The organism is Corynebacterium sp. KPL1814, from assembly GCF_000478175.1.
GTDB lineage: Bacteria > Actinomycetota > Actinomycetes > Mycobacteriales > Mycobacteriaceae > Corynebacterium.
On record NZ_KI515777.1, the window covers coordinates 127,284 to 149,969 of the forward strand.

22 protein-coding genes are annotated in these 22,686 nt (G+C 59.8%); 14 read left to right on the forward strand and 8 right to left on the reverse strand.

The features are described from left to right. Window positions 1-138: 138 nt before the first annotated feature. The gene (locus HMPREF1257_RS11955) at window positions 139-903 is read left to right on the forward strand and encodes an Abi family protein (protein WP_023023986.1); all 765 of its coding nucleotides are present in this window, start codon (window positions 139-141) and stop codon (window positions 901-903) included. 103 nt (window positions 904-1,006) lie between these two features. Here HMPREF1257_RS11955 and HMPREF1257_RS08680 read toward each other — a convergent pair whose 3' ends face one another. The 5 genes from HMPREF1257_RS08680 to groL form a co-directional block, all read right to left on the reverse strand. Then, the gene (locus tag HMPREF1257_RS08680; protein WP_034659559.1) at window positions 1,007-2,155 is read right to left on the reverse strand and encodes an alpha/beta hydrolase; all 1,149 of its coding nucleotides are present in this window, start codon (window positions 2,153-2,155) and stop codon (window positions 1,007-1,009) included. Window positions 2,156-2,420: 265 nt separating this feature from the next. Further along, window positions 2,421-3,320, reverse strand: a complete 900-nt coding sequence (gene ppk2, locus HMPREF1257_RS08685) for a polyphosphate kinase 2 (RefSeq protein ID WP_023023989.1) — start codon at window positions 3,318-3,320, stop codon at window positions 2,421-2,423. Window positions 3,321-3,470: 150 nt separating this feature from the next. Beyond that, entirely contained in the window at window positions 3,471-3,602 is a 132-nt protein-coding gene (locus tag HMPREF1257_RS12610; RefSeq protein WP_023023991.1) for a hypothetical protein, read from the reverse strand. Between the two features lie 45 nt (window positions 3,603-3,647). Continuing rightward, window positions 3,648-3,827: a hypothetical protein gene (locus tag HMPREF1257_RS08690; protein ID WP_023023993.1), complete on the reverse strand. Its 180-nt coding sequence runs from the start codon at window positions 3,825-3,827 to the stop codon at window positions 3,648-3,650. A 631-nt stretch (window positions 3,828-4,458) separates the two neighbouring features. Next, window positions 4,459-6,102: a chaperonin GroEL gene (groL, locus tag HMPREF1257_RS08695; RefSeq protein ID WP_023023995.1), complete on the reverse strand. Its 1,644-nt coding sequence runs from the start codon at window positions 6,100-6,102 to the stop codon at window positions 4,459-4,461. 1 nt (window position 6,103) lies between these two features. Here groL and HMPREF1257_RS12270 point away from each other — a divergent pair, with 1 nt between their 5' ends. The 9 genes from HMPREF1257_RS12270 to HMPREF1257_RS08735 all read left to right on the forward strand — a co-directional run bounded on the left by HMPREF1257_RS12270 (window position 6,104) and on the right by HMPREF1257_RS08735 (window position 16,122). Continuing rightward, entirely contained in the window at window positions 6,104-6,247 is a 144-nt protein-coding gene (locus HMPREF1257_RS12270; RefSeq protein ID WP_156904629.1) for a hypothetical protein, read from the forward strand. 229 nt (window positions 6,248-6,476) lie between these two features. Then, the gene (locus HMPREF1257_RS08700; protein ID WP_023023997.1) at window positions 6,477-7,844 is read left to right on the forward strand and encodes a dipeptidase; all 1,368 of its coding nucleotides are present in this window, start codon (window positions 6,477-6,479) and stop codon (window positions 7,842-7,844) included. A 247-nt stretch (window positions 7,845-8,091) separates the two neighbouring features. After that, complete coding sequence (locus tag HMPREF1257_RS08705; protein WP_023023999.1) at window positions 8,092-11,100, forward strand: Na+/H+ antiporter subunit A; 3,009 nt, start codon at window positions 8,092-8,094, stop codon at window positions 11,098-11,100. Then, window positions 11,101-11,601, forward strand: coding sequence for a Na(+)/H(+) antiporter subunit C (locus HMPREF1257_RS08710; protein WP_023024001.1), 501 nt, complete (start codon window positions 11,101-11,103; stop codon window positions 11,599-11,601). It begins immediately after the preceding gene. Further along, window positions 11,594-13,429: a Na+/H+ antiporter subunit D gene (locus HMPREF1257_RS08715; protein ID WP_023024003.1), complete on the forward strand. Its 1,836-nt coding sequence runs from the start codon at window positions 11,594-11,596 to the stop codon at window positions 13,427-13,429. Before HMPREF1257_RS08710 ends, HMPREF1257_RS08715 begins: the two co-directional genes overlap by 8 nt. Then, window positions 13,422-13,949 (forward strand): Na+/H+ antiporter subunit E, encoded by a 528-nt coding sequence (locus tag HMPREF1257_RS08720; protein WP_023024005.1) that lies wholly within the window; start codon window positions 13,422-13,424, stop codon window positions 13,947-13,949. Before HMPREF1257_RS08715 ends, HMPREF1257_RS08720 begins: the two co-directional genes overlap by 8 nt. Then, entirely contained in the window at window positions 13,949-14,224 is a 276-nt protein-coding gene (locus HMPREF1257_RS08725) for a monovalent cation/H+ antiporter complex subunit F (RefSeq protein WP_023018012.1), read from the forward strand. The genes HMPREF1257_RS08720 and HMPREF1257_RS08725 overlap by 1 nt, the downstream gene beginning before the upstream one ends. After that, entirely contained in the window at window positions 14,221-14,601 is a 381-nt protein-coding gene (locus HMPREF1257_RS08730) for a monovalent cation/H(+) antiporter subunit G (protein WP_005279458.1), read from the forward strand. Before HMPREF1257_RS08725 ends, HMPREF1257_RS08730 begins: the two co-directional genes overlap by 4 nt. Window positions 14,602-14,616: 15 nt before the next feature. Continuing rightward, window positions 14,617-16,122 carry a glycosyltransferase 87 family protein gene (locus HMPREF1257_RS08735; RefSeq protein WP_023024008.1) on the forward strand — a complete coding sequence of 502 codons (1,506 nt, stop codon included), beginning with the start codon at window positions 14,617-14,619 and terminating at the stop codon, window positions 16,120-16,122. A gap of 126 nt (window positions 16,123-16,248) precedes the next feature. Here the strand turns inward: HMPREF1257_RS08735 and HMPREF1257_RS08740 are convergent, their stop codons facing one another. Genes HMPREF1257_RS08740 through HMPREF1257_RS08750 form a run of 3 tightly spaced genes read right to left on the reverse strand, consistent with a single transcriptional unit; the run spans window position 16,249 to window position 18,673 of the window. Further along, window positions 16,249-17,388, reverse strand: coding sequence for a glutamate--cysteine ligase (locus tag HMPREF1257_RS08740; protein WP_023024010.1), 1,140 nt, complete (start codon window positions 17,386-17,388; stop codon window positions 16,249-16,251). Between the two features lie 44 nt (window positions 17,389-17,432). Further along, window positions 17,433-18,374 carry a LytR C-terminal domain-containing protein gene (locus HMPREF1257_RS08745; protein WP_023024012.1) on the reverse strand — a complete coding sequence of 314 codons (942 nt, stop codon included), beginning with the start codon at window positions 18,372-18,374 and terminating at the stop codon, window positions 17,433-17,435. A gap of 23 nt (window positions 18,375-18,397) precedes the next feature. Continuing rightward, window positions 18,398-18,673 (reverse strand): DUF3263 domain-containing protein, encoded by a 276-nt coding sequence (locus HMPREF1257_RS08750; RefSeq protein WP_084529689.1) that lies wholly within the window; start codon window positions 18,671-18,673, stop codon window positions 18,398-18,400. Here HMPREF1257_RS08750 and HMPREF1257_RS08755 point away from each other — a divergent pair. The 4 genes from HMPREF1257_RS08755 to HMPREF1257_RS08770 all read left to right on the forward strand — a co-directional run bounded on the left by HMPREF1257_RS08755 (window position 18,672) and on the right by HMPREF1257_RS08770 (window position 22,656). Then, a complete protein-coding gene (locus HMPREF1257_RS08755) occupies window positions 18,672-19,295 on the forward strand; it encodes a peptide deformylase (protein ID WP_023024016.1) in 624 nt (207 codons plus the stop codon). The genes HMPREF1257_RS08750 and HMPREF1257_RS08755 overlap by 2 nt on opposite strands. A 2-nt stretch (window positions 19,296-19,297) precedes the next feature. After that, window positions 19,298-20,299 carry an N-acetyltransferase gene (locus HMPREF1257_RS08760; RefSeq protein ID WP_023024019.1) on the forward strand — a complete coding sequence of 334 codons (1,002 nt, stop codon included), beginning with the start codon at window positions 19,298-19,300 and terminating at the stop codon, window positions 20,297-20,299. 83 nt (window positions 20,300-20,382) lie between these two features. Further along, window positions 20,383-21,192 (forward strand): exodeoxyribonuclease III, encoded by an 810-nt coding sequence (locus HMPREF1257_RS08765; protein WP_023024021.1) that lies wholly within the window; start codon window positions 20,383-20,385, stop codon window positions 21,190-21,192. After that, entirely contained in the window at window positions 21,193-22,656 is a 1,464-nt protein-coding gene (locus HMPREF1257_RS08770) for a phospholipase D-like domain-containing protein (RefSeq protein WP_023024023.1), read from the forward strand. It begins immediately after the preceding gene. Window positions 22,657-22,686: the final 30 nt, after the last annotated feature.

A 22,686-nucleotide genomic window follows, 5' to 3' on the forward strand; every position in this document is an offset into this window, starting at 1 on the left:
AGCCAAGCCGCTGAACGGTTGACCACCACAAGGAGGGGAATACTATACCGAGTATAATCGGACGTGCCGCCTCAATCAAAAATATTTTTAAAGAGCCCTTAAGTTGGTAGCCATGAGTAGTAAACGGATTAAAAAAGAGTGGTTATCAGAAAACAGGTTGGAGCCCTACCTTACAAAACCGGTGGATCCACAGATAAGGCTTTTGAGCTCTACGAACTCGATCGCCACCTTAGTGCTTCCCTTTTTCACGAGATAGCCTTCATCGAAGTAGCATTACGTAACTCAGTTTCTGGATATCTCAGCACCGAATACGGAGATGATTGGTATTGCAAGCTCGAGATGGGGTTCGATAAACGGGTTCGAGACAATATCACAGAAGCATGGAATAGCCTGCCAAGAGACTTCACCAAGAATACCGAACGAAGCAGAAGGCTAGGAGGAAGGGTCATTGCTGCTTCGATGTTTAGAACTTGGACAAATATCCTCGATACAGGAGGCTCCACGGGCTTACCAGCCCCTTTCAACAATGCTGATCATGACAGAATTTGGTCCCGCCAAGCCTTAATTTCTGTCTTCCCAGGTGCGAATTCAGTAGCTCGGAAGAAAGATCCAGAATATTCCACTCACGGTCTGACCCGTAAGTGGGTTCATTCCAAAATCCTCGAGATAAAGAAAATTAGAAATAGGGTTGCGCATCACGAGTCTGTAGTCCTTCGCGGCATCCCTGTCACGGGCACAGATACTCGTTTACGGCCTAGAGAATGCCACGAGGCCTGCCAAGATGTAGCAGCGATGTTGGACCGTGATTTAGCCTCTTACCTCACGGAAAACCTGCCAACAACAGCAATTCTCACCGAGTTGGACACCTTCTACGCAGGTCTAAATAATTCAAACAAATCATAAATGACCCACCTTCCCCAGGCCGCTAAAGCCTAAGTACCAACCCAACGGCAGGGAAAGCAGGTCATTATGTGCCGGGCCTATTGAACCCGAGACACGCTATCTTCTACACGTGGCGGTCCAGCCAGTCCACCACGGTGTCGAGGGCCTGGTCAGCGGCTGGCTCGTTGAAGACCTCGTGCTTCTGGCCCTCCCAGTTGATGTATTCCACGTCATCAGAGGAAATGGAGTTGTACCAGTCCTGGGAGAAGTACGGCGGAACGATGCCGTCCTTGGTGCCGTGCATGATAAGCGTCGGCGCGGTGAACAGGTCCGCGTTCACAGCATCGTAGGTAGCGATAGCACCCAACTGCAGCGCGGTACCGGCGCTGGTCTTTTGCGCGATGAGCGGGCTAGACGCGTACTCGTCCTTTACGGCCTGGCTGGTGGAAATGCCTTCCGTAAAGGGGTTGGACAGCATGATCTTCTTCGTGAACTCCGGCGACTGCGCACCAATGTAGGTGCGGTGCGGGATCAGGTTCTGCGCGTAGTGGGCGTTGAAGCTGGTGATATCCGCCAACGGCAGGCGCTCGAACAGGGTGGGGTCGAGCTGCTTTTGCACCTCAGAGATCTCGTCCGGCGTGATGGTCTCGCCCGTCGCCTTCTTACCGGACAGGTTCAACGGTGCACCACCGCCATTGGTGATGATGCCATCAACCTTGCCAGGTTCACGAATACCGTATGCCTGAACGGTCAACGAGCCCATGGAGTGGCCCAGCAGGAAGGTCTTTACATCGGGGTGCTCACCCTTAGCCATATCGACGACGCGGTCGAAGTCATTGAGAATGTACTGGAAGTTATCGATGTGCCCCAGCGGCGTGCTGCCGGAGGCAGACTTACCGTGTCCACGGTGGTCCAGGCGGTAGACGTTGTAGCCAGCGTCCAGCAGGCGCTTGGCCACGTAGTCATAGCGGCCAGAGTGCTCAGACACACCGTGTGCCAACACGACGTTGCCGCGTGGGTTTTCTACCAGCTGCTTGCGGTAGTAAATCTTCACGCCCTCGCCGTCGTGGCTATCGAAGTAGCCGTCTTCATCGGCGATCTGCTTATCAGAAACGGTGGAGCGACCGAGAACGTCGGTCTTATCTGCCGCCACCTCTGCTACTGGCTGGCCGCCTTCTGCAAAGGCGGTAGCGGTGAGCGTTCCTGATACTGCGATGGGCGCCATGGATACAGCGGTTGCGGTAGCCAGAACGCACAGTTTCTCCCTCATCATGTACGTACTCCTTTTAGTGGTTTGTGTCACGCATATTGATAGGATGACTTTTAGGTCACCTTGATAGTAGTTTCCCCGGGAACGTAATTCAAGTATTTTTTATTTATGGCTGCCAGCTTTTTAAGAAATAGCTGTGAGAATTATCAGGCACCCTCAGGCTGCCGCCATGAAGATGGTTAAGCGACATCAGAGGCCTTAGACATAGCAAAGCGGGAAGACCGATCTCCTCGATCTTCCCGCTCAACGGCGCTAGGGATTAACGCTACTAATCACCAATCTGGTCGCGACCGCGCTTGACGATGTTCCCGTCCGGCTCACCCACCACGTCGTAATCTTTATTGGTGTATTCAAACTTGGACAAGACATACCGCATCGCGTTGACGCGAGCGCGCTTCTTGTCATTGGACTTGATGGTAATCCACGGCGATTCCTCAGTATCCGTATAACGGAACTGCTCTTCCTTCGCACGCGTGTAGTCATCCCACTTATCCAGAGAAGCCAGGTCCATCGGCGAAAGCTTCCACTGGCGCACCGGGTCAATCTGGCGGATAGCAAAGCGCGTGCGCTGTTCCTTCCGGGTAACAGAGAACCACAGCTTGGTTAGCGAAATGCCCGATCCCAGGATCATGTTTTCTAGCATGGGCACCTCGCGCAGGAACTCCGCGTGCTGCGACTCGGTACAAAAGCCCATCACCCGCTCAACGCCGGAGCGGTTGTACCACGAGCGGTCAAAGAAGACGATTTCGCCGGCAGCCGGGAAATGCTCGATATAGCGCTGGAAATACCAGGAGGTGGACTCACGTGGGGATGGCTTTTCCAACGCGACGGTGCGCGCACCACGCGGGTTCAAGTGCTCATTGAAACGCTTGATGGTTCCGCCCTTACCGGCAGCATCGCGGCCCTCAAATAAAATGATGTGGCGCTGGCCAGTTTCCTTGGTCCAGTTCTGCCACTTCAATAGCTCGATTTGAAGTGCGCGCTTAATGGACTCGTATTCATTGCGAGTCATACGCTCTTCATAAGGGTAATTCTCCCGCCACGTCTGCACCGGAGAGCCATCCGGCATGATCAGCGACGGATCATCCTCATCCGTTCCGTCAACGACGAAGCCGTCGGTTTTTGCAAGGTCAATCTCAGGAAGGTCGTCGTCTTTAATATCAGCCATGCACCAAGTGTAACCCGAATTTAGACATCTAGCGCGCTAACTTTTCGCAGGTGCACCCCAAAAATAAAGGAAAGAAAAACGAAAAAAGACCTACCGAAACCGGTAGGTCTTCCTTGTTTAGTAAGCCTTAAGGCTCACCCGAGGATGCTCTTAGACGAACATGCCGATCAGCTGGGATGCACCGTTAGCAATGTCGATGAACGGGCTAACAATGTCGTGGCCAGCTTCTACGATGGTGTTAGCTACGCCGTTTGCCTTGGAGGAAAAAGTGATGATTTCCATTATGGTCTCCTTAAAATGGGATGGAAAGTAATCCGGTTTAGATTACTAGGAAGACAGTTCGGTGATTGCGTCCGGCAAAGCTGCCTCAGTAGCAGTCTCAGCTGCGTTCTTCAAGTTACCAAAGGAAAGAATCTCGGTAACGCCGGACAGTACCTTGTACCAGCCTTCCTGGGTGTTTACGAAGTTGTCTAGGTGCATCTGGATGGTGGCGAGATCCACGTTCATGTTTTTCTCCTCGAATAGGTCCGAAGCTTGTACCCCGAAAGGGCTGTGCAATGTGCAGGCACCCTCGGTGGGCGCTACGAGAAGTATTTTGCCATAGGGCTTCAGGGAAGCAACCCCAGATTTCCAGAAACCTTCTCAGCTCCTTAAGTTTTCATAAAAAATTTTCACTGGATTTTTACTTCAACTGTTTACCTTAATTACAGCTGTATGCCACTGAACTGGGGCTACCGCACAGCCCCTTCGTCGCAAGGTTAAGGAAAAATTAACATCGTAAGGATTGATGATGAATTTTCCTATCAATGCGGTGCTGGAGATTTATATGGAATTAGTTTTCATTACTGCGGTTTTTGCCCGCTTTTTACCCTAATACGGGGTTAGTTCCGGTAACTAAAGGCGATTGAAGCGGCTGACGATGTAACGAAAAGTAGATCCCAAGCTATACAAACGGATCCGTTCGTATCCTCTGGTTCCTCAAAGGGGGATCCGCCCCAGCGCTTCACAAAAGGGGCATAAAACGCCGCTGCGCCCCTCGCCGCGTGCGTTCAGCACACAGTGAGGGGCGCAGCTTTCGCCAGACTCAAGCGCATATAAGAGCGGGAGCTCAGTATGCGCCAGGCGTGGTGGAGGGCTCTTAGAAGCCCATGCCGCCCATAGCGTCAGCGTCAGGCATAGCGTTGTTGGAGCCGGCAGGCTCTGGCTTATCGGCCACAACAGCCTCGGTGGTCAGGAACAGTGCTGCAATGGACGCAGCGTTCTGCAGTGCAGAGCGGGTGACCTTCACCGGGTCATTGATGCCGGATTCCATGAGGTTGACGTACTCACCGGTAGCGGCGTTGAGGCCCTCGCCTGCGGGCAGGCCAGAGACCTTATCTGCGACGACGCCAGGCTCCAGGCCAGCGTTGTGAGCGATCTGCTTCAGCGGTGCAGACAGTGCCTCGCGGACGATCTTTACACCGGTGGCTTCATCGCCTTCGGCCTCGATGGAGTCGAGAACGGTAGCGGCCTGCAGCAGGGCAACGCCACCGCCGGCAACGATGCCTTCTTCCACGGCTGCCTTGGCGTTGCGGACAGCGTCCTCGATGCGGTGCTTGCGCTCCTTGAGCTCAACCTCGGTGGCTGCACCGACCTTGAGCACGGCCACGCCACCGGAGAGCTTAGCCAGGCGCTCCTGCAGCTTCTCGCGGTCATAATCGGAATCGGAGTTCTCGATCTCAGCGCGGATCTGCTTGATGCGGCCATCGATCTGCTCCTGGGTGCCAGCACCCTGGACGATGGTGGTCTCATCCTTGGTGACAACGACCTTGCGTGCCTGGCCCAAGTACTCCAGCTCGGCGGTCTCTAGGGAAAGGCCAACCTCTTCGGAGATGACCTGGCCGCCGGTCAGGATGGCCATGTCCTGCAGGGTGGCCTTGCGGCGGTCACCGAAGCCCGGGGCCTTCACGGCAACGGACTTGAAGGTGCCGCGGATCTTGTTGACCACGAGGGTGGACAGGGCTTCGCCTTCAACGTCCTCAGCAATGATCAGCAGCGGCTTGCCGGACTGCATGACCTTTTCCAGCAGCGGAACGAGGTCCTTGATATTGGAGATCTTGGAGGAGACCAGCAGGATGTACGGATCCTCCAGCACCGCCTCCTGGCGCTCCATATCGGTAGCGAAGTAGCCGGAGATGTAGCCCTTATCAAAGCGCATACCCTCAGTAACCTCGAGGTCCACGCCGAAGGTATTGGACTCTTCCACGGTGATAACGGAGTCCTTGTTTACGGAACCGTTACCCACGGTGTACATAGCTTCGGCAATCTTTTCACCAATTGCCGGGTCTGCGGCGGAAATGCCAGCGGTGGTAGCGATCTGCTCCTGGGTTTCTACTTCCTTGGCGGAAGACAGCAGGGAGTCCACAACCTTCTTGGTTGCGGTCTCGATGCCACGCTTGATGCCCATTGGGTTGGAACCAGCGGCTACGTTGCGCAGGCCTTCGCGGACGAGTGCCTGTGCCAGAACGGTTGCGGTGGTGGTGCCGTCGCCGGCGACGTCATCGGTCTTCTTGGCAACTTCCTTGACCAGCTCGGCGCCGATCTTTTCGTAAGCATCCTCGAGCTCGATTTCGCGAGCGATGGAAACGCCGTCATTAGTAATGGTCGGTGCGCCCCAGGACTTTTCTAGGACGACGTTGCGGCCCTTGGGTCCGAGGGTGACCTTGACTGCGTCAGCCAGAGTATTCAGGCCGCGCTCAAGGCCGCGGCGGGCCTCTTCATCAAAAGCGATAATCTTTGCCATAGTGTTTGTGCTCCTTGGATTTATTGAGGACGACACTCACGTCTTTCTCGCTGCGGACGCCCGCGACGGCATGGCTGGTGAGTGTGGACCAACCTCAACCACAACGATGGAGATTTATCTAGCACTCATCCTGTCCGAGTGCTAACGCCCATTCTGGCACTCTCCTACCCCTACTGCAAGAAACAACGCGCTTGCCTGTAGCGATCTTTTGCCCGCCGCACACCGCGCTGTGGCACTTCCCCTCGGAAGGACGGCTGAGGCGGAAGGTGGCGCGGTGGGGAAGGTGGGGGCATCGGCAAGCGCGGGCAGGAATGCATAGGAATTGTCGTGAGGATCGGTCTTGCGGCCCAAGCGCTCAAGGTACCGTGGATTGCATGACAGATATGATTGACACCATACGTAGCGACCGTGACACCATCTTCCGCCAGCTCAGCGAGCTCGTGGGATTCAACTCCGTACACAATGAGCCGGGCTTGGAGGACCAGGCCCAGGGCGCAAGCCAGTGGGTGAAGGCCGCGCTGGAAAAAGCCGGGGCAACGGTAGAAACCATCACCACCGCGGATGGTTCCACCGCCATTCTGGGCGAGCGCAAGGGTGAAGAAGGCGCCAAGACCGTCCTGTTGTACTCGCACTACGATGTCGTGCCTGCAGGAGACCGCGCAGCCTGGGAATCCGATCCGTTCACCCTGACCGAGCGCGCCGATGCCGAGGGCACCACCCGCTGGTACGGCCGCGGCGCGGCAGACTGCAAAGGCAATGTGGCCATGCACCTGGCGGCCCTGCGCGCCCTCGAGGCCAATGGCGGCACGAAGGTAAACCTGAAGTACCTCATCGAGGGCTCCGAGGAGCGCGGCGGCGAGGGCCTGTCCCAGCTCATCAAGGACCGCCCGGAGCTTTTCGCTGCCGATGCCATCCTGATTGCAGATGCCGGCAATGCCGCGGTGGGCCAGCCCACCTTGACCACCTCCCTGCGCGGCGGCGCGCAGATTGAGGTCGAGGTCAATACCCTGGCCGCGCCCGTGCACTCCGGCCAATTCGGCGGCGCTGCCCCAGACGCAGTGAAGGCGCTAATGCGCACGCTGGATTCGCTCACGGATGAGTACGGTCGCACCACCATCGATGGCGTGGATACCAGCGCCCATTGGCAAGGCCAGGAATACCCGTCCGAGGCCTTCCGCGGCGACGCACAGCTGCTCGAGGGCACCGAGATCATGGGCTCCAAAGACCCGGAGGGCGCTACCCCGGTGGCAGACATGGTGTGGTCCCGCCCGGCCATTTCCGTGACCGGCTTTACCTCTACCCCAGTGGCTGAGGCCGTCAACGCCGTTCCCGCTACCGCGGCGGCCAAGCTGAACCTGCGAGTTCCGGCCGGCACCGATGCCCGCGCCATTGGCGAGGCCGTCTGCGAGCACGTGAAAAACCACGCCCCCTGGGGCGCGCACATCAAGGCAGAGGTCGTGGAGGCCAATGCCGGTTTTTCCACCGACCCGGAAAAACCCGCCGTGGCGCTGTTGGGCCAGTGCCTTTCCGAGGCCTATGGCAAGGAAACCGCGGCGCAGGGCATGGGCGGTTCCATCCCGCTGACCACCGAGCTGCAAGAGGCACACCCCAACGCGGAAATCGCCCTCTACGGCGTGGAGGAACCCAAGTGCACCATCCACTCCGCCAATGAGTCCGTCGATCCCACCGAGATCGAGCACGTCGCCGCTGCGGAGGCGCTTTTCTTGCAGCGCTACGCGTAAGAACATGCGCGCAACGGCGGCATATAATACTGTGTGCTAAAAATAATCTTTCGAAGTTGTGGAAAAACCGGTAAACTTTCGACGAGTTGACCCCGTTTCCGGCCACGCTGCTTGCACACGTGGGATAGTTCGTACTCGGCCGAGTACGAACTGTCTTGGTGTGTATATGACTATGGCGCATATCGCCACGCCCCGCGGCAATGAGGGTCTGAGAACTTGACACAACCTAAGGAGCGCAGATTCCAACGTGCTAATACTTCTGGGTGCCCTCATCGTTGCCACCGTGGTTGCACCGCTGCTCATTATGAATGTGGGCCGCCCAGCCTTTGGTTTATTGGCAATCGTTCCCGGTGTCGGTTTCGTGTGGACCCTCGCGCACTTTGCCCGGGGTACCTTCCACGACGGCGGCGCGCTGAATTACACCATCGAGTGGATGCCGGCCGCGCACCTCGCCGTGGATCTGCGCATGGATGCCCTGGGCGGGCTCTTTAGCCTCATCATCTTAGGGATGGGCGCGTTGGTCCTGCTGTATTGCTGGGGCTATTTCGATTCCACGCGCCGCCGCCTTGCCATGTTCGCCGGCCAGATGGTGGGTTTTGCCACCGCCATGTTTGGGCTTGTCACCTCCGATAGCCTGCTGCTCATGTACGTCTTCTGGGAGATCACCTCCCTCTTGTCGTACCTGTTGGTCAGCTACTATGCCGAGCGCGCCTCTTCGCGCCGCGCCGCGCAGCAAGCCCTGATGGTCACCGTCTTGGGTGGGTTGTCCATGCTGATGGGCATCTGCCTGCTCGGCCGGCAAACAGGGGCGTGGACGTTTAGCGAAATCCACGCCTACGATCACTTCCCCCAAACCCCATACGTCACCGTCGCCATCGTGCTCATCCTGGTCGGCGCGCTCACCAAGTCCGCCATCGTGCCGGCGCACTTCTGGCTGCCGGGTGCTATGGCAGCGCCAACGCCTGTCTCGGCGTACCTGCACTCCGCGGCCATGGTCAAGGCCGGAATCTACCTGATCGCTCGCCTGGCACCGGATATGTACGAGGTAGCCACCTGGCACCTCGTGGTCATTTCCTTAGGCGTATTTACCATGCTGCTCGGCGGCTGGATGGCGCTGAAGCAAAAAGACCTCAAGCTCATTTTGGCCTATGGCACGGTCTCCCAGCTGGGCTTTATCACCTCCATCGTGGCGGTTGGCTCCCGGGAGGCCATGCAGGCGGGCCTAGCGCTGACCTTTGCCCACTCGCTCTTTAAAGCCGCACTCTTCATGGTGGTCGGCGCCATCGACCACTGCTCTGGCACGCGCGATATTACGAAGCTATCCGGCCTCGGCCGCAAGCAGCCCTTCCTCTACGGCATCGCCATTATCTCCGCCCTATCCATGGCGGGCGTTCCCCCGCTCTTTGGCTTCGTTTCCAAGGAGGCCGTGCTGGAATCCACCATGCACGAAGAGCTGCTTATTGGCATGCCGCGCAATATGATCCTGGTAGCCTATGTGGCAGGTTCCATCCTCACCATGGCCTATGCCCTGCGCTTTTTGTGGGGTGCCTTTGCCACCAAGAACCTCCCCGAGGATAAAGACGGCGTCTCTAAGGCCGTGGCCACGATGCACAAGGTCAACGTGGGCCTGTGGCTCGCCCCCGCCGTGCTCACCGCGCTGACCATCACGCTCGGCCTCGCGCCGCAGGCGCTCTCGGCGACCATCGATCAGCACCTCGATTCCACCTTTGGGGCAGGCGAGCACCACGGCCTAGCCCTCTGGCACGGGTGGTCAGTGACCTTGGGCGTATCCGCCATCATCATCGTGGCCGGAATCATCGTGCACTGGCGCCGCCAGGTCCTGGAGCAATGGCAGTTTGCGTACCCCGCACTTGGCGATGCCGACGCCGTCTACGACAAGGTCATCTCCACCCTGCGCAAGCTCTCCCTGCGCACCACGGCCGTCACCCAGCGCGGTTCGCTGCAGCTCAACCTGACCGTCATCTTCGCCACCCTCATGGTGCTGCCGCTGACCATGCTGATTACCGGTGATCTCACGGATATCCGCATGGTGGTTGCAGAAAACCCCTGGCAGGTCGTCGCCGCCATCATCATGATGGTGGCCGCCATCGCAGCCACGGTCACCGATAACCGTCTCTCCGCCGTCATCATCGTCGGCATCACCGGCTACTCGTTGTCCTTTGTCTTTGCCATCCACGGTGCCCCGGATTTGGCGCTGACCCAGTTGCTCACGGAAACCATCATCATGGTGCTATTCATGCTGGTGCTGCGCCGCATTCCGGCGTCTACCGAGTGGAAGCAGGACCCGAAGATGGGACGCCTGCGCGCCTGGCTCTCCGTTGGCACCGGCCTGACCGTCACCATCGTGGCGATGTTTGCCATCAACGCGCGCTCGGCAGAACCTATCTCGCAGTACATGCCGGAGCTGGCTAAGGAGATAGGCCACGGCGCCAATGCCGTCAACGTCTTGCTGGTGGACCTGCGCGCCTGGGATACCTTTGGCGAGATCACGGTGATTATCATCGCCGCGCTCGGCGTGGCCTCCCTGATTTATCGCACCCAATCCTTCTCTAGGGATAGCCGCCGGCCTACCCTGCAGGTCACGGGCCGGCGCTGGCTGGCCGCGGGCTCGGAATCAGAGCAGGCGCTCAACCGCTCGCTGATGATCGATGTCTCCACCCGCGTGCTCTTCCCCTCCATGATGGCGCTGTCCTTCTACTTCTTCTTTGCCGGGCACAACGCGCCAGGCGGCGGCTTCGCCGGTGGCCTTGTGGCCGCACTCGCGCTCATCCTGCGCTACCTGGCCGGTGGCCGCGCGGAGCTCGATGAGGCCCTGCCCATCGATGCCGGGCGCACCATGGGCGCTGGCCTCTCCCTCTCTGCCTTGGCGGTGGTGGTGCCTATGTTCTTTGGCCATCCGCCGCTTACCAGCGGATATACCTCGCCCGAGATCCCTCTTATCGGCGCGGTCTCGCTGCCTTCGGCGCTGGTCTTTGACTTGGGCGTCTACCTCATCGTCGTGGGGCTCACGCTCTACGTGCTCAGCTCGCTCGGCGCCAAGCTGGATGAAGAAGAAGAGATGCGTAAGCAGCGCGCCCGCGACCGCGCCCGCTCGCTGGCGCGGAAGAACCGGGAGCGCAGCACCAAGCAAAAGGCCCAACGGGCGCAAAAACAAGAGAAGAAAAAAGAAAAGATACCAGCCGCAACGAGCTCCTCCGGCACAGGTTCCGGGGATAACGCAGGAAAGGAGAAATAAATGCAAGCCAACCTCTTCCTCCTGCTCGCCGCCGGAGTAATGGTTTCTGCGGGCATCTACCTCTTGCTCGACCGCGCCATGACCAAGATGATGCTCGGGCTGCTCTTGCTGGGCAATGGCGCCAACCTCTTTATGCTGCAGGCCGGTGGCCCGGCGGGCTCGCCGCCCATCGATGGCCGCGAGGCCCAGCCTTATGGCAGCGATATTGCGGATCCTCTTACCCAAGCGATGATCCTTACCGCCATCGTCATTTCCATGGCGCTGACGGCCTTTATTCTCACCTTGGCCTACCGCCAGTACCGCTACCGCACCGCCGACGTCATTGAAGATGACGCCGAAGATACCGCGATTGCCGCTAAGGCCTCCAAGCCCGGCAACGCCGCGGCGAGCGCGGATCATGATGCCTCCAATGACCCCGCCACCGGACGGGCCACCAAGGAAGGCGATAATTTCGGCCCCGAATCCTTCGAGGAGCCGGTGAAGGGAGCCGAAGATGACTGAGCCATTCCACCAGGCGGCCGAAACAATGTACCCGTACGTCGGCGCCCTCATCCCGCTGCCCGTCATCATCCCGGCTGTGGCCGCGGCGCTCTCGCTGCTGTTTGCCCGCATGCCTAATGTGCAACGCCAGATCGCCTTTTTCTCCCTGCTGATTACGGCTGCGGTGAACGCGAGCCTGATCATAATAGTGGATTTCCATGGCATACAGACCCTGCAGATAGGCGGCTGGGACGCCCCCGTGGGCATCACGTTGGTGGCGGACCGGCTCTCCACGATGATCCTCTTTACCTCCTCTGTGGTGCTGTTCTCCGTCATCTGGTACGCCATTTCCCAGGGTGTGCGCGATGGCACCAAGGATGAACCGGTCGCGGTCTTTTTGCCCACCTACATGCTGCTGACCATGGGCGTGAATATCTCGTTCTTGGCCGGCGACCTCTTTAACCTCTACGTCGGCTTCGAGGTCTTCCTCGTCGCCTCGTACGTGCTGTTGACCTTGGGAGCATCGGCAGGCCGCGTGCGCGCCGGCGTGGGTTATGTGATGGTCTCGATGGCCTCATCCATGATCTTCTTGCTGGCGCTAGCGTATGTCTATGCCTCCGTCGGCACCATGAACATGGCCCAGATTGGCCAGCGCATGCAGGACATCCCGGAGGGCACCCGCACCGCCATCTTCGCCACCTTGCTCGTGGCCTTTGGCATCAAGGCCGCGGTGGTGCCGCTGGCCGCCTGGCTGCCGGACTCCTACCCCACCGCGCCTTCGCTGGTCACGGCCGTGTTCGCCGGCCTGCTCACCAAGGTTGGTGTGTACGCGATCATCCGCGCGCGCACGTCCATCTTTACCAATGGTGGCCTCGATACCGTGCTGATGTGGGTGGCGCTGGCCACCATGCTGGTAGGTATCTTGGGCGCCATCGCGCAGACCGATATTAAGCGTCTACTGTCCTTTACCCTGGTCAGCCACATCGGCTATATGATCTTCGGCGTCTCCTTGGGCACCGCCCAGGGGCTATCCGGCGCCATTTTCTACGCCATCCACCACATTTTGGTACAAACCGCGCTCTTCCTCGTCGTCGGCCTCATCGAGCGCCAGGCCGGTACCTCCTCGCTGCGGCGCCTGGGCTCGCTGATGTATTCCGCCCCGCTTATCGCCGTGCTGTATTTCATTCCGGCCATCAACCTGGGCGGCGTGCCGCCGTTCTCTGGTTTCTTGGGCAAGATCATCCTCATTCAGGCGGGCGCCAACGAAGGCTCCTGGCTGGCGTGGGTGCTTATCGGTGGCGCGCTAGTGACCTCGCTGCTGACCCTGTACGTCATGATGCTGGTCTGGGCCAAGGGCTTCCAGCGCGACCGCGCCGATGCCCCCGAGGGCAACGTCGCCCTAGCACGCCCCGCCCCGCTTTCTGATATCACCGATGAGGTCGAGTTCTCCTCCCGCCAGGATGTCGGCCGCGTGCCGTTCGGCATGGTGGGCGCCACCGCGCTGCTGGTCATCGCCTCGACCTCGATCACCTTCCTAGCCGGCCCGATTTCCGGTGTCACCTCCCGCGCGGCCGAATCCGCGCAGGATACCTCCATTTATCAGTACGCCGTATTGGGCGAAAATGCCGATAACCCCACCCGGCACCTTGACCAGAAGGACCGCTACGAAGGCGGCGCGGACTCCTACAAAGAGCGCAGCCACCTGCTGCCGGACCCCGGCCCGACCCACGATCCGGAATCTGCTGCCAAGGAGACGTCGAGCTCGGAGACACCAAGCTCGGACGCGTCGACGAAATCGAGGGCACCAGAAAGCCCTACGCCAGTAAAGAAGGAGGCCCGCGATGACTAAGAGCCGCTTTGCCGGTCTGCGCTACCGCTTCCGGCCGTGGTTTACCGTCTGGATCACGGTCATGTGGTGCATGCTCATGGGCGAAATCACGGTGGGCAATGTGGTCGGCGGCCTCCTCGTCGCCCTGGTCATCGTCTTCGCCCTGCCACTGCCGGCGATGCCCATTGCCGGCGTCGAGGTCGCGTGGGGCAAATTCTTCCGCTACATGCTGCGCTGGTTCTGGGAGCTGTTTTATGCCTCCCTCAAGGTGGGCTGGCTGGCCTCCCGGCCGCAGCCGCTGCCCCAAACCGCCATCCTGGAATTGCCGATGCGCCTAGAAAATGAGTTCATCCTCTCCCTCGCGGTGACGCTGTACAACCTGCAGCCGGGAGGAACGGTGACAGACATTGACATCGCCAATCGCATGATCACCATCCACATCCTGGATGCCCGGGATGAGGCGCAGATCCAGCGCGAAATCGATGCCGTATCCCGCCTAGAATCTTCCATGATCGAGATCTTTGAAAGGAGCCACCCATAATGGATCCGCAGATCTATCACGCCATCCTGCTGGTTCCCGCATTCTTGCTGTGGGTCTCCGTATTAATTACCGTCTGGCGCATTATCACTGGGCCCAACTCCCTCGACCGGCTGGTGGGAATGGACGGTTTTACCGCCATGTTCCAATGCGCGCTGGCGACCTACATGTGCTGGTCACTAGATACCTCCGTGGTCTCGGCCATGCTGGTCATCGCGCTGCTCGGCTTCATCTCCACCGTGTCCGTTACCAGGTTTAGGAAGAGGGATAACCAATGAGTTGGTCTCTAATCGCAGATATCCTCTCGCTCATCCTCGTCATCAGCGGCAGCCTGCTCATCCTCGCCGCCGCCATTGGCCTGGCCCGCTTTAAGGACACGATGTCCCGCGTCCACGCCGTGAGCAAGCCGCAGACCACCGGGCTCATCCTCACCATCATGGGTGCGTTCATCCGCATTACTGGCGCGGAATCATTCAGTATGGCCGAGCGTGGTGATTTGGGTATGCTTATTTTGCTGGTACTGTTTGCGATGTTTACCAGCCCGGTGACCGCGCAGCGCACCTCACGCATTGCACGCCGTGAAGGCCTGTATGGTTCCGAGGAATCGATGTCGCGCAATGATCGCCCCGCCGGCCGTTCGCTGCGCCGCAAATAGGAGGCACCTTTAACCGTGAAAAAGCTCTACGGACTGCCTACTCTGGCCGCTCTATTGGTTGCCTTCTTTATTTTCAGCATCTCCCGCTATAGCCAATACGACGGCCCCAATGCCTTTATCTGGCGCGTGCCGCTGGATCTGAAGATTTACTGGCTCGCCGGCGGCGAGGTGGCTAACGGCGCCAACCTTTATGACAACGCTTATATTGGCAACCTTCCTTTTACCTACCCGCCCTTTGCCGGCACGCTGTTCAAGTGGATTTCCGCGCTTGCCGATGACCCCCTTATCATCCTCTGGCAAGGCGGCACCATCCTTGCCTTATTGGCCGTCATCCTCATGGTCTTCCACGAGCGCGGCCTTAAACTTTCTCCGCTGACCTGGGTTGTTGCCATCCTACTGGTGCTGTGCGCCCCGGCTGTAGAGCCGATGTACGGCACCTTGTTCTATGGCCAGATCAACGTCTTTTTGATGTTTTTGGTCGCCCTCGACGTCATTCCAAAAAAGAGGGCCCTGCCCGGAATTGGCATCGGCCTCGCCGCAGGCTTGAAGCTCACCCCGGCCTTTATGGGCTTGGTGCTCCTATTCCAGAGGCGCTGGTGGCAGGCGGTTATCTCCGTCCTTACCTTCGCGGTGACCGTTGCGATTGGTTTCGTCACCATTCCGGATGCCGGGGTGTTCTGGACCGATGCCATCTTCAATTCCTCCCGCGTGGGTGAACACACCAACCCGGGTGCGCAATCCATCCGCTCGGTCATGGTGCGCGCGTGGGGCATCGACGGCGGTTGGATGTGGCTCGCCGCCGTCGCGGTCGTCTTCGTATTGACCTGCCTGGCCCTGCGCACCGCGATGAAGCACAAGAATAACTCCGCCGCCATGTCCCTTGCCGGCATTTGCGCGTGCTTGGTCTCTCCCTTTTCCTGGTACCACCACTGGGTTTGGGTCTTCCCGCTGGCCATCGTGGTCCTCATCTCCGTCAACCAGGCACTGGGCAAGCGCCTGCACGGCGTCATCGGTGCGCAAGTAGCAGCACTCATTTCCTTCGCGGCCATGTGCGTCGTACTGCTGCCCTTTGTCTCCGCAGCCTTCTGGCTCGAGGGCTCCAACCGCTCTTTGAACCAGTTGGACTTCCAGCCCTGGGCCATGCTCCTTTTCACCGCCTCCGGCATCCTCTACATCGCCTTTTATGCCCTGTGGGGATTTATCCCCGGCACCCAGCCCAGCGAGGAAGACGCCCGCGGCGGCCGGCACGCGGCACAGCGTGCTGCTCAGCCGCAGCACGCCCAACAGCACCGCGCCCAGCAGCCCCAGCACGCCCAGCCGCAGCACGCCCAGCCGCAACGCACTCAGACAGCCGGAGCTCACGCGTCTGGCGCTACCGCACGGGGTTCTGCCACTACCGACGAAACCGCAGAGTTCCCAGTATTTAACCCTGAGACCCGCGAGTTTCCCTCCACCGAGGGCTATACCGATATTCCGGCTCCCCCGTCCCCCGGCGGCCGCCACGCCCTAGATAACGACTAAGCGGTACGCAGCAGCGGGGCGCGGCAGCAATCTGCGCACCCTGCGCCGGCCGCGCCCAGCTACTTCCGGTGTGGCTCTAGGCGTGCGATCACTGAGCACACGCCTAGTCGGTGACCGGTTAGCTAATTAGCGCACCGGCCGGAAGGTGTGGAGCTCGCGGCAGGTTTCTTCGACGACATCGCGCCAGCTGCCGGTTTCTTGAAAAAGGCGGCGTTGGCGTTCGTATCCGGCGCCGCCGTCGATGATTTCGTGCACCAAGGCCAGCTCTTCCGCGCAGCCCAACTCGCGGGCTAAGGGCGTGAGTTCTTCTATCATCTGGGCCAATTCATCTTTGACCCAAGCCTCGTCCGTATCGCGCGATGTAATAACGAGGGCATCCATGCCGTAGCGCGCACCGCGCCACTTATTTTCCGCCACATGCCACGGCTGCAAGACGGGTAGCTCCTCGCCCGCATCAATCATGCGGTCATAGTACACGACCAAGCAGTGCGTGAGAGCGACGACGGCGGATAGCTCCCGCAGGTTCGAGGTGGCGTCGGATACGCGGACCTCTACAGTGCCCCACTTCGAGGCTGGGCGGATATCAAAGTGCATCGAGCCGGTGTGGTTGATGACCCCGGAGATGGCCTGATCCCGCATATAGGACTGCCACTCGTCCCACGTGAAGAATTGATACGGCATGCCAGCGGTAGGCAGCTGTTGATAGAGCATCGTGCGGTTGGAGGCGTAGCCCGTATCGAGGCCTTCCCACCCAGGCGAGCAGGCAGAAATGGCTAAAAGGTGGGGGTACTTCGTCATCAACGCATTGATGATGGGCCAGACGCGATCCTCGTGGCTGATGCCAACGTGGACGTGTGTGCCCCACAGCAGCATCTGCTTTCCCCAATACTGGGTGCGGGCGATGATCTCTTGATAACTGGGTTTATCTGAAAGCGGGTTTTCCCGGAAATCCGTAAACGGGTGCCCGCCAGAGGCCCACACATCGATGCCGAGCTTGGCAGCTGCTTCTTCCACGGCCGCCAGCGAGGTTTCTAGCTCCGCAATGGCTTCTGGCACCGTGGTGCAAATGCCCGTGACTAGTTCCACCGTATTCTGGAGGAATTCCTTTTCCACGTGAATATCTGGGTGGGCGGCAGTGGCGAGATCAATAAGCTCAGCCCCGCGCGGGACGAGATCGCGCGAGTCGCGGTCCACGAGCGCGACTTCCCATTCCACCCCGAGCGTGGGCTCGGGGGAACGGGCGAATACTTCTGCCGGAATCTTCACTGGTCCAGCTTAACGGGTGGCAGGTAATATTCCATGAATTTTATTTAGGCCTGGGGGACGGCGAGGGCGACCACAACGGCGCCGTCCTCGGTAGCTTCCTTGGGCAGGTCCTTATTCATGGGCTTGATTTCCGCCTGGTAGCGCGCGGCGACTTCCTTAGCCAAGGACTCCGCGGAGGTATCGCCTTCTGGGTAGAAGACGGTGGTCTTGGGCACGGTCAGGACGTCGCCTGGCAGGTTGCCCACATAGCCCACCTTGAAGCCGCCGTCCTTCAACACGTCGGCTTCGTTCTTGGCCTTATCGGATTCACCGGAGTTATTAAGAACGCTGACCTTAATGTCATTGCGGTCGCGCGCAGCGGACGGCGCATCGTTGCCGCCAGCCCGAGCTTCATCCCCGCCGCGATCGTTACCTCCGCCGCGTGCACCGGCATCGCGGCCGGCATCGCGGTTAGCCTCGCCCTCGGCGCCGGCGTTCGGGTGCGCGTTATCGCCCTCGCCTTCGCGAGGCGGCTGGTTATTAGCCCCGTCGCGGGAGCCATCGCCGCGCGCGCCATCCGCGGCAGGCCCGCCGGCGCCGTTGCCCTCCTGGCCACCATTGGCGGAGCCGTCTGACTTCGACTGCTCGGAATCGGAAGCGACGGTCGAATCGTCATCCTCCGAGGTCATGGCATAAAGGCCCCAGAGGCCAAGCATCACGGCCACGGCGATCAACACCATGGCAAGCCCGCGCAGTGGTAAACCACCCTTCTTGGCGTGGGCGCCTCCCCCACCGCCGCCGGTTGCGGCCGCAGCGGCTCCTGCGCCGGCACCCGCAGCGCCAGCAGCAGCGTCTTCGCCGCCTATCTCATCGTCATTAGCGCCGTCGTAGGCGTCGTCATAATAAGCATCGCCATAATCGGCCGCGGCGGCATCCTCCGCAGCGGCACCATCTGGGGCGTCGTCGAATTGCTGGTCGTATAGATTATCCGGATTCTCTTTAGTCACTTCAGTAACATTAGTAGCCAGTTCTAACGCGGTGGGGTATTTCCCCGCGCGGCGCGCCGCGTGTTTTCACGCTCCTCCCGCAGGCGCTTCAACCGGGCCACCAAGAGAGGATGGGATTCGGCGGCAGCGGGGGCATCAAGAAGCAGGTTGAGGCGTTGGTGATAGCGCACCGGCGAGATATCCAGCTGCGCGCGGATGGCCTCTTCCTTGCGGCCAATGCTGCGCGGAGCGGTTTCCTCAAAATCTAAGATGGCGGCGTCTAGGTCAGACAAGGGGTTCATGCCTAAACTGTAAAGCATGACTATTCGCCCCATCGTTATCCACGGCGACCCCGTGCTTCATCAGCCCACCACGCCGGTGGAAGAATCCGAGATTTCCAGCCCTGAGATGCAACAGCTCATCGCGGACATGTACGAGACCATGGAGGTCGCCCACGGCGTGGGCTTGGCTGCGAACCAGGTGGGCATCGGCAAGCGGCTCTTCGTGTACCACTGCCCCGATACCGAAGGCCCGGACGGCACCGAGCTGCCCGCCGATAAGGCCGGCATGCGCAAGGGCTGCGTCATCAATCCGGTGCTGGAGACCTCCGAGATTCCAGAGACCATGCCTGCCGATGACGGCTCCGACGACGAAGGCTGCCTCTCCGTGCCGGGTGAGGGCTTTCCCACCGGCCGCGCCGACTGGGCGCGCGTAACCGGCAAGGACGAGCACGGCAACGACATTTCCGTGGAGGGCTACGGCTTTTTTGCCCGCTGCCTGCAACACGAGACCGGCCACCTCGATGGCTACGTCTATACCGATACCCTCATCGGCCGCTACAAGCGCCAGGCCAAGAAGGCCATTAAGCGCAATGGCTGGACCGAGCCGGGCTACACCTGGATGCCGGGTGAAGACGAAGATCCCTTCGGGCACGACGATTAATCATGTCCCGCATCTTTCGTTCCGATGACGTGCAGGTAGGCGATCGCGTCGTGGCCCGGCGCGATTTTGGCGATGTGCACAGCGATGTCATTGGTCACGTCCTTAGCCTTAAGCCGCTGGTCATCCGCCCGCAACAGGTCGGCGGTTACCCCTCTGACCTCGAGGCCGTGGAGATCGCGCCCGAGCAGCTGAAGATCATCAAGCGGCTTTCGCCGCGCATGGTGCGCAATTCCGATATTCGCGCCGTCGAATACGCCACCGCCCAGGCCTTTCCCGGCAAGGAGCACACGTGGACCTCGGACAGTTCCTGGCTCATGCGCGCCGGCGATGGCGTGACGGGCCGGTCCAATTCCGCCGTCCCGCTCGGGCCCTCCGCGGGCTTTAATCCGGTCCCGCTCGAGGAAATCACGGAGTTCTACCGCCGCCACAATCTCCCGGTGCGATTGCTCATCCCGGAGCGCATTGGCAAGCCTGCAGAGCGCCTGCTTGCCGATGCCACCTGGGAGACCGAACCCGAAATCCTCGTCATGGTCCTGCGCGATCTCGAGGGTCTATCCGCCAAGGTCCCGGGCTCTCACCCCAGCGGCGCGGAGTTCCGCATCGATGACCAGCCCGATGACGCGTGGTTAGAGATGTACCACTTCCGCGGCCAGGCGCTGCCTGCCCAGGCCTTGGAATACCTGCGCGCCCGCATCGAGGGCACGATGGGCTTTGGGCGGCTGATTATTGGCGGCGAGACCGTTGCCATCACCCGCGGCACCATCACCGAATCCGGCGACGGCACCGCCTGGCTGGGATATTCTGCCGTGGAGGTAGCACCCTCGCATCGCCGCCAGGGCTTAGGCGCCCTCTTGGGCCAGCACATGCTGCGCTGGGGGCGCGAGCAGGGCGCGAAGCACGCCTACCTCGATGTCTTGGCATCTAATACCGCCGGCATTCGCCTGTATGAAAAGCTGGGGTTCATCGAGCAGCACCGCCAGATCTACGCCCAGCTGCGCGACTAACCCCGCGCTGGGCAAGTCTGCCTAGCCCGCCGGCCGCGGCCTGGACTAGTCCGGGCCATTGCCCGCGCGGTACTGTATTATCCATGCGCATCACCACGTGGAATATCAACTCCGTTCGCACCCGCATCCAGCGGGCGCTGGATCTTCTCCACACGCACGATATTGACGTGCTGTGCTTACAAGAAACCAAGGTCAAGGACGATAAATTCCCCCGCGAGGCCTTCGAGGATGCCGGCTACCATGTCACCTGCCATGGCCTGAACCAATGGAATGGCGTGGCCATCATTTCCAAAGAAGAACCAGAAGAAGTCTTTACCGGATTCCCCCACCAGCCTGGCTTTGCCAAGGACCCTGAAAAGCCCCAGGACCGCGAGGCCCGGGCGCTTGGTGCGCGCATCCGCGGGGTAGAAATCTGGTCGCTGTATATTCCCAACGGCCGCGAGATTACGGACCGCCACTACGATTACAAGCTGGATTTCCTCTACCAGCTCTCCCACTACGCCGCCGGCCGCGCCCAATCCAAGCTGCTTTTAACCGGCGATTTCAATATCGCCCCGCGCGATAAGGACGTGTGGGATATCGAGGCCTTCCGCGGCAAGACGCATGTCACCGAACCCGAGCGCGCCGCCTTCCAGATGCTCGAGGAGGCCGGCCTCGAAGAGGTCACGCGCCGTTTTACCGAAGACCAGCGCTATACCTACTTTGATTACAAGGGAATGCGCTTTCACAAGAACGAGGGCATGCGCATCGATTTCCAGCTGGCCTCGCCGCCGCTGGCCAAGCACGTCACCGGCGCGCACGTAGACATGGAAGAACGCGCTGGCGAAAAGACCTCCGATCACTGCCCGCTTAGTGCAGATTTCGATCTGCCCGATTTCGATTCCGTGCGTTAAATGACCTGGTCGCTTGATCTCAGCTTCTGGCAGCTGATCTTCCTCATCATTGATTATTCCATCAAGATCATCGCCGTCGGCTTCGTGCCAGAAGGCCGCCGGCCCTCCAATTCCACCGCGTGGTTGCTGGCCATTCTGGTGCTGCCCGTCATCGGCCTGCCACTGTTTTTGCTCATGGGCTCGCCGTATATCAACCGGCGCCGCCACCGCATCCAGCAAGAGGCCAATGAACGCCTTGAGGATATTTCCGCCCGCACCCCGGATCATCCCAGGGGCATCCTGTCGGCGGAGGTGGAATCCGTCATCAAACTCAACCGCGAACTGACCGGCTTTCCGGCGCTCATTGGCCACAATCTGGGCCTGCATGCGGATTATGATGAATGCATTCGCGCCATCGCCGCGGCCGTGGACCGCGCCGAAAAGTACGTCTCCATCGAGGTCTATATCCAGTCCTGGGACGAGGTCACGGATGTATTTTTCCAGGCCCTCGCCCGCGCCACCGCGCGCGGCGTCAAGGTTCGCCTGTTGCTGGATCAGATTGGCAGTTTTAAGTACAAGGGCTATTCCTCGCTGGGGGACAAACTGACAGAGATCGGCGTGGATTGGCGCCTCATGCTGCCCATCCAGCTGCACAAGGGCAGGTTCCGCCGCCCGGATCTGCGCAACCACCGCAAGCTCGTCATCATCGATGGCGAGGTAGGTTTTATCGGTTCCATCAACCTGATCAAGCGCCAATATAAAACCACTGACCGCTTTTGGATCGATTACATGGTGGAGTTATCCGGCCCCATCGTCACCGCCATGAACGCGGTCTTCGCGGTGGATTGGTACACCGAATCCGGCGAGAACCTCCCGCTAGATGAGCTGCCCTATGACGATGCCCAAACCGTCGATGCCAACTACCTGCAGATGATTCCCTCCGGCCCCGGCTATACCACCGAGCCGAACCTGCGCATGTTTAACTCCCTGGTGCATCACGCCAAGCAGCGCCTCGTGCTGTGCTCGCCGTATTTCGTGCCGGATGAATCCCTCTTAGAGGCCGTGACCACCGCCTGCTACCGCGGGGTGGATGTGGAGCTTTATGTCTCCGATACCGCAGACCAATTCATGGTCAACCACGCCCAGTCCTCGTATTACCAGGCACTGCTTGAGGCCGGGGTGCATATCTACCAATTCCCCTACCCTTACGTTTTGCACTCCAAGTTCATCATCACGGATCCAGATGACCAGGAGTTCAATCCGCTGTGCATGTTCGGCTCGTCCAATATGGATCCGCGCTCCTTCGGCCTCAACTATGAGACCACCATGCTCGTGGCCAAAGGCGATCTCCTCGCCCAGTTCAACCAGCTCGCCGCCAATTACCGCGCGGTGTGCCATGAGCTCACCCTCGAGGAGTGGAACCAGCGCGGTTTTGTCCGCCGCTACGTCGATAACGTCATGCGGCTAACTTCGGCCCTGCAATAAGCTTTGCTTGCCGATGCCCCAATAGCCCGC

What these genes read in the sequence shown, in the direction of transcription:
- HMPREF1257_RS08730 (WP_005279458.1), top strand. Translation starts at nt 14,221, where the DNA reads ATGAGTTGGTCTCTAATCGCAGATATCCTCTCGCTCATCCTCGTCATC.
- HMPREF1257_RS08680 (WP_034659559.1), bottom strand. Translation starts at nt 2,155, where the DNA reads ATGATGAGGGAGAAACTGTGCGTTCTGGCTACCGCAACCGCTGTATCC.
- HMPREF1257_RS08770 (WP_023024023.1), top strand. Translation starts at nt 21,193, where the DNA reads ATGACCTGGTCGCTTGATCTCAGCTTCTGGCAGCTGATCTTCCTCATC.
- HMPREF1257_RS08720 (WP_023024005.1), top strand. Translation starts at nt 13,422, where the DNA reads ATGACTAAGAGCCGCTTTGCCGGTCTGCGCTACCGCTTCCGGCCGTGG.
- HMPREF1257_RS08765 (WP_023024021.1), top strand. Translation starts at nt 20,383, where the DNA reads ATGCGCATCACCACGTGGAATATCAACTCCGTTCGCACCCGCATCCAG.
- HMPREF1257_RS08750 (WP_084529689.1), bottom strand. Translation starts at nt 18,673, where the DNA reads ATGCTTTACAGTTTAGGCATGAACCCCTTGTCTGACCTAGACGCCGCC.
- HMPREF1257_RS08700 (WP_023023997.1), top strand. Translation starts at nt 6,477, where the DNA reads ATGACAGATATGATTGACACCATACGTAGCGACCGTGACACCATCTTC.
- HMPREF1257_RS08690 (WP_023023993.1), bottom strand. Translation starts at nt 3,827, where the DNA reads ATGAACGTGGATCTCGCCACCATCCAGATGCACCTAGACAACTTCGTA.
- groL (WP_023023995.1), bottom strand. Translation starts at nt 6,102, where the DNA reads ATGGCAAAGATTATCGCTTTTGATGAAGAGGCCCGCCGCGGCCTTGAG.
- HMPREF1257_RS08715 (WP_023024003.1), top strand. Translation starts at nt 11,594, where the DNA reads ATGACTGAGCCATTCCACCAGGCGGCCGAAACAATGTACCCGTACGTC.
- HMPREF1257_RS12610 (WP_023023991.1), bottom strand. Translation starts at nt 3,602, where the DNA reads ATGGAAATCATCACTTTTTCCTCCAAGGCAAACGGCGTAGCTAACACC.
- HMPREF1257_RS08725 (WP_023018012.1), top strand. Translation starts at nt 13,949, where the DNA reads ATGGATCCGCAGATCTATCACGCCATCCTGCTGGTTCCCGCATTCTTG.
- ppk2 (WP_023023989.1), bottom strand. Translation starts at nt 3,320, where the DNA reads ATGGCTGATATTAAAGACGACGACCTTCCTGAGATTGACCTTGCAAAA.
- HMPREF1257_RS08710 (WP_023024001.1), top strand. Translation starts at nt 11,101, where the DNA reads ATGCAAGCCAACCTCTTCCTCCTGCTCGCCGCCGGAGTAATGGTTTCT.
- HMPREF1257_RS08755 (WP_023024016.1), top strand. Translation starts at nt 18,672, where the DNA reads ATGACTATTCGCCCCATCGTTATCCACGGCGACCCCGTGCTTCATCAG.
- HMPREF1257_RS08760 (WP_023024019.1), top strand. Translation starts at nt 19,298, where the DNA reads ATGTCCCGCATCTTTCGTTCCGATGACGTGCAGGTAGGCGATCGCGTC.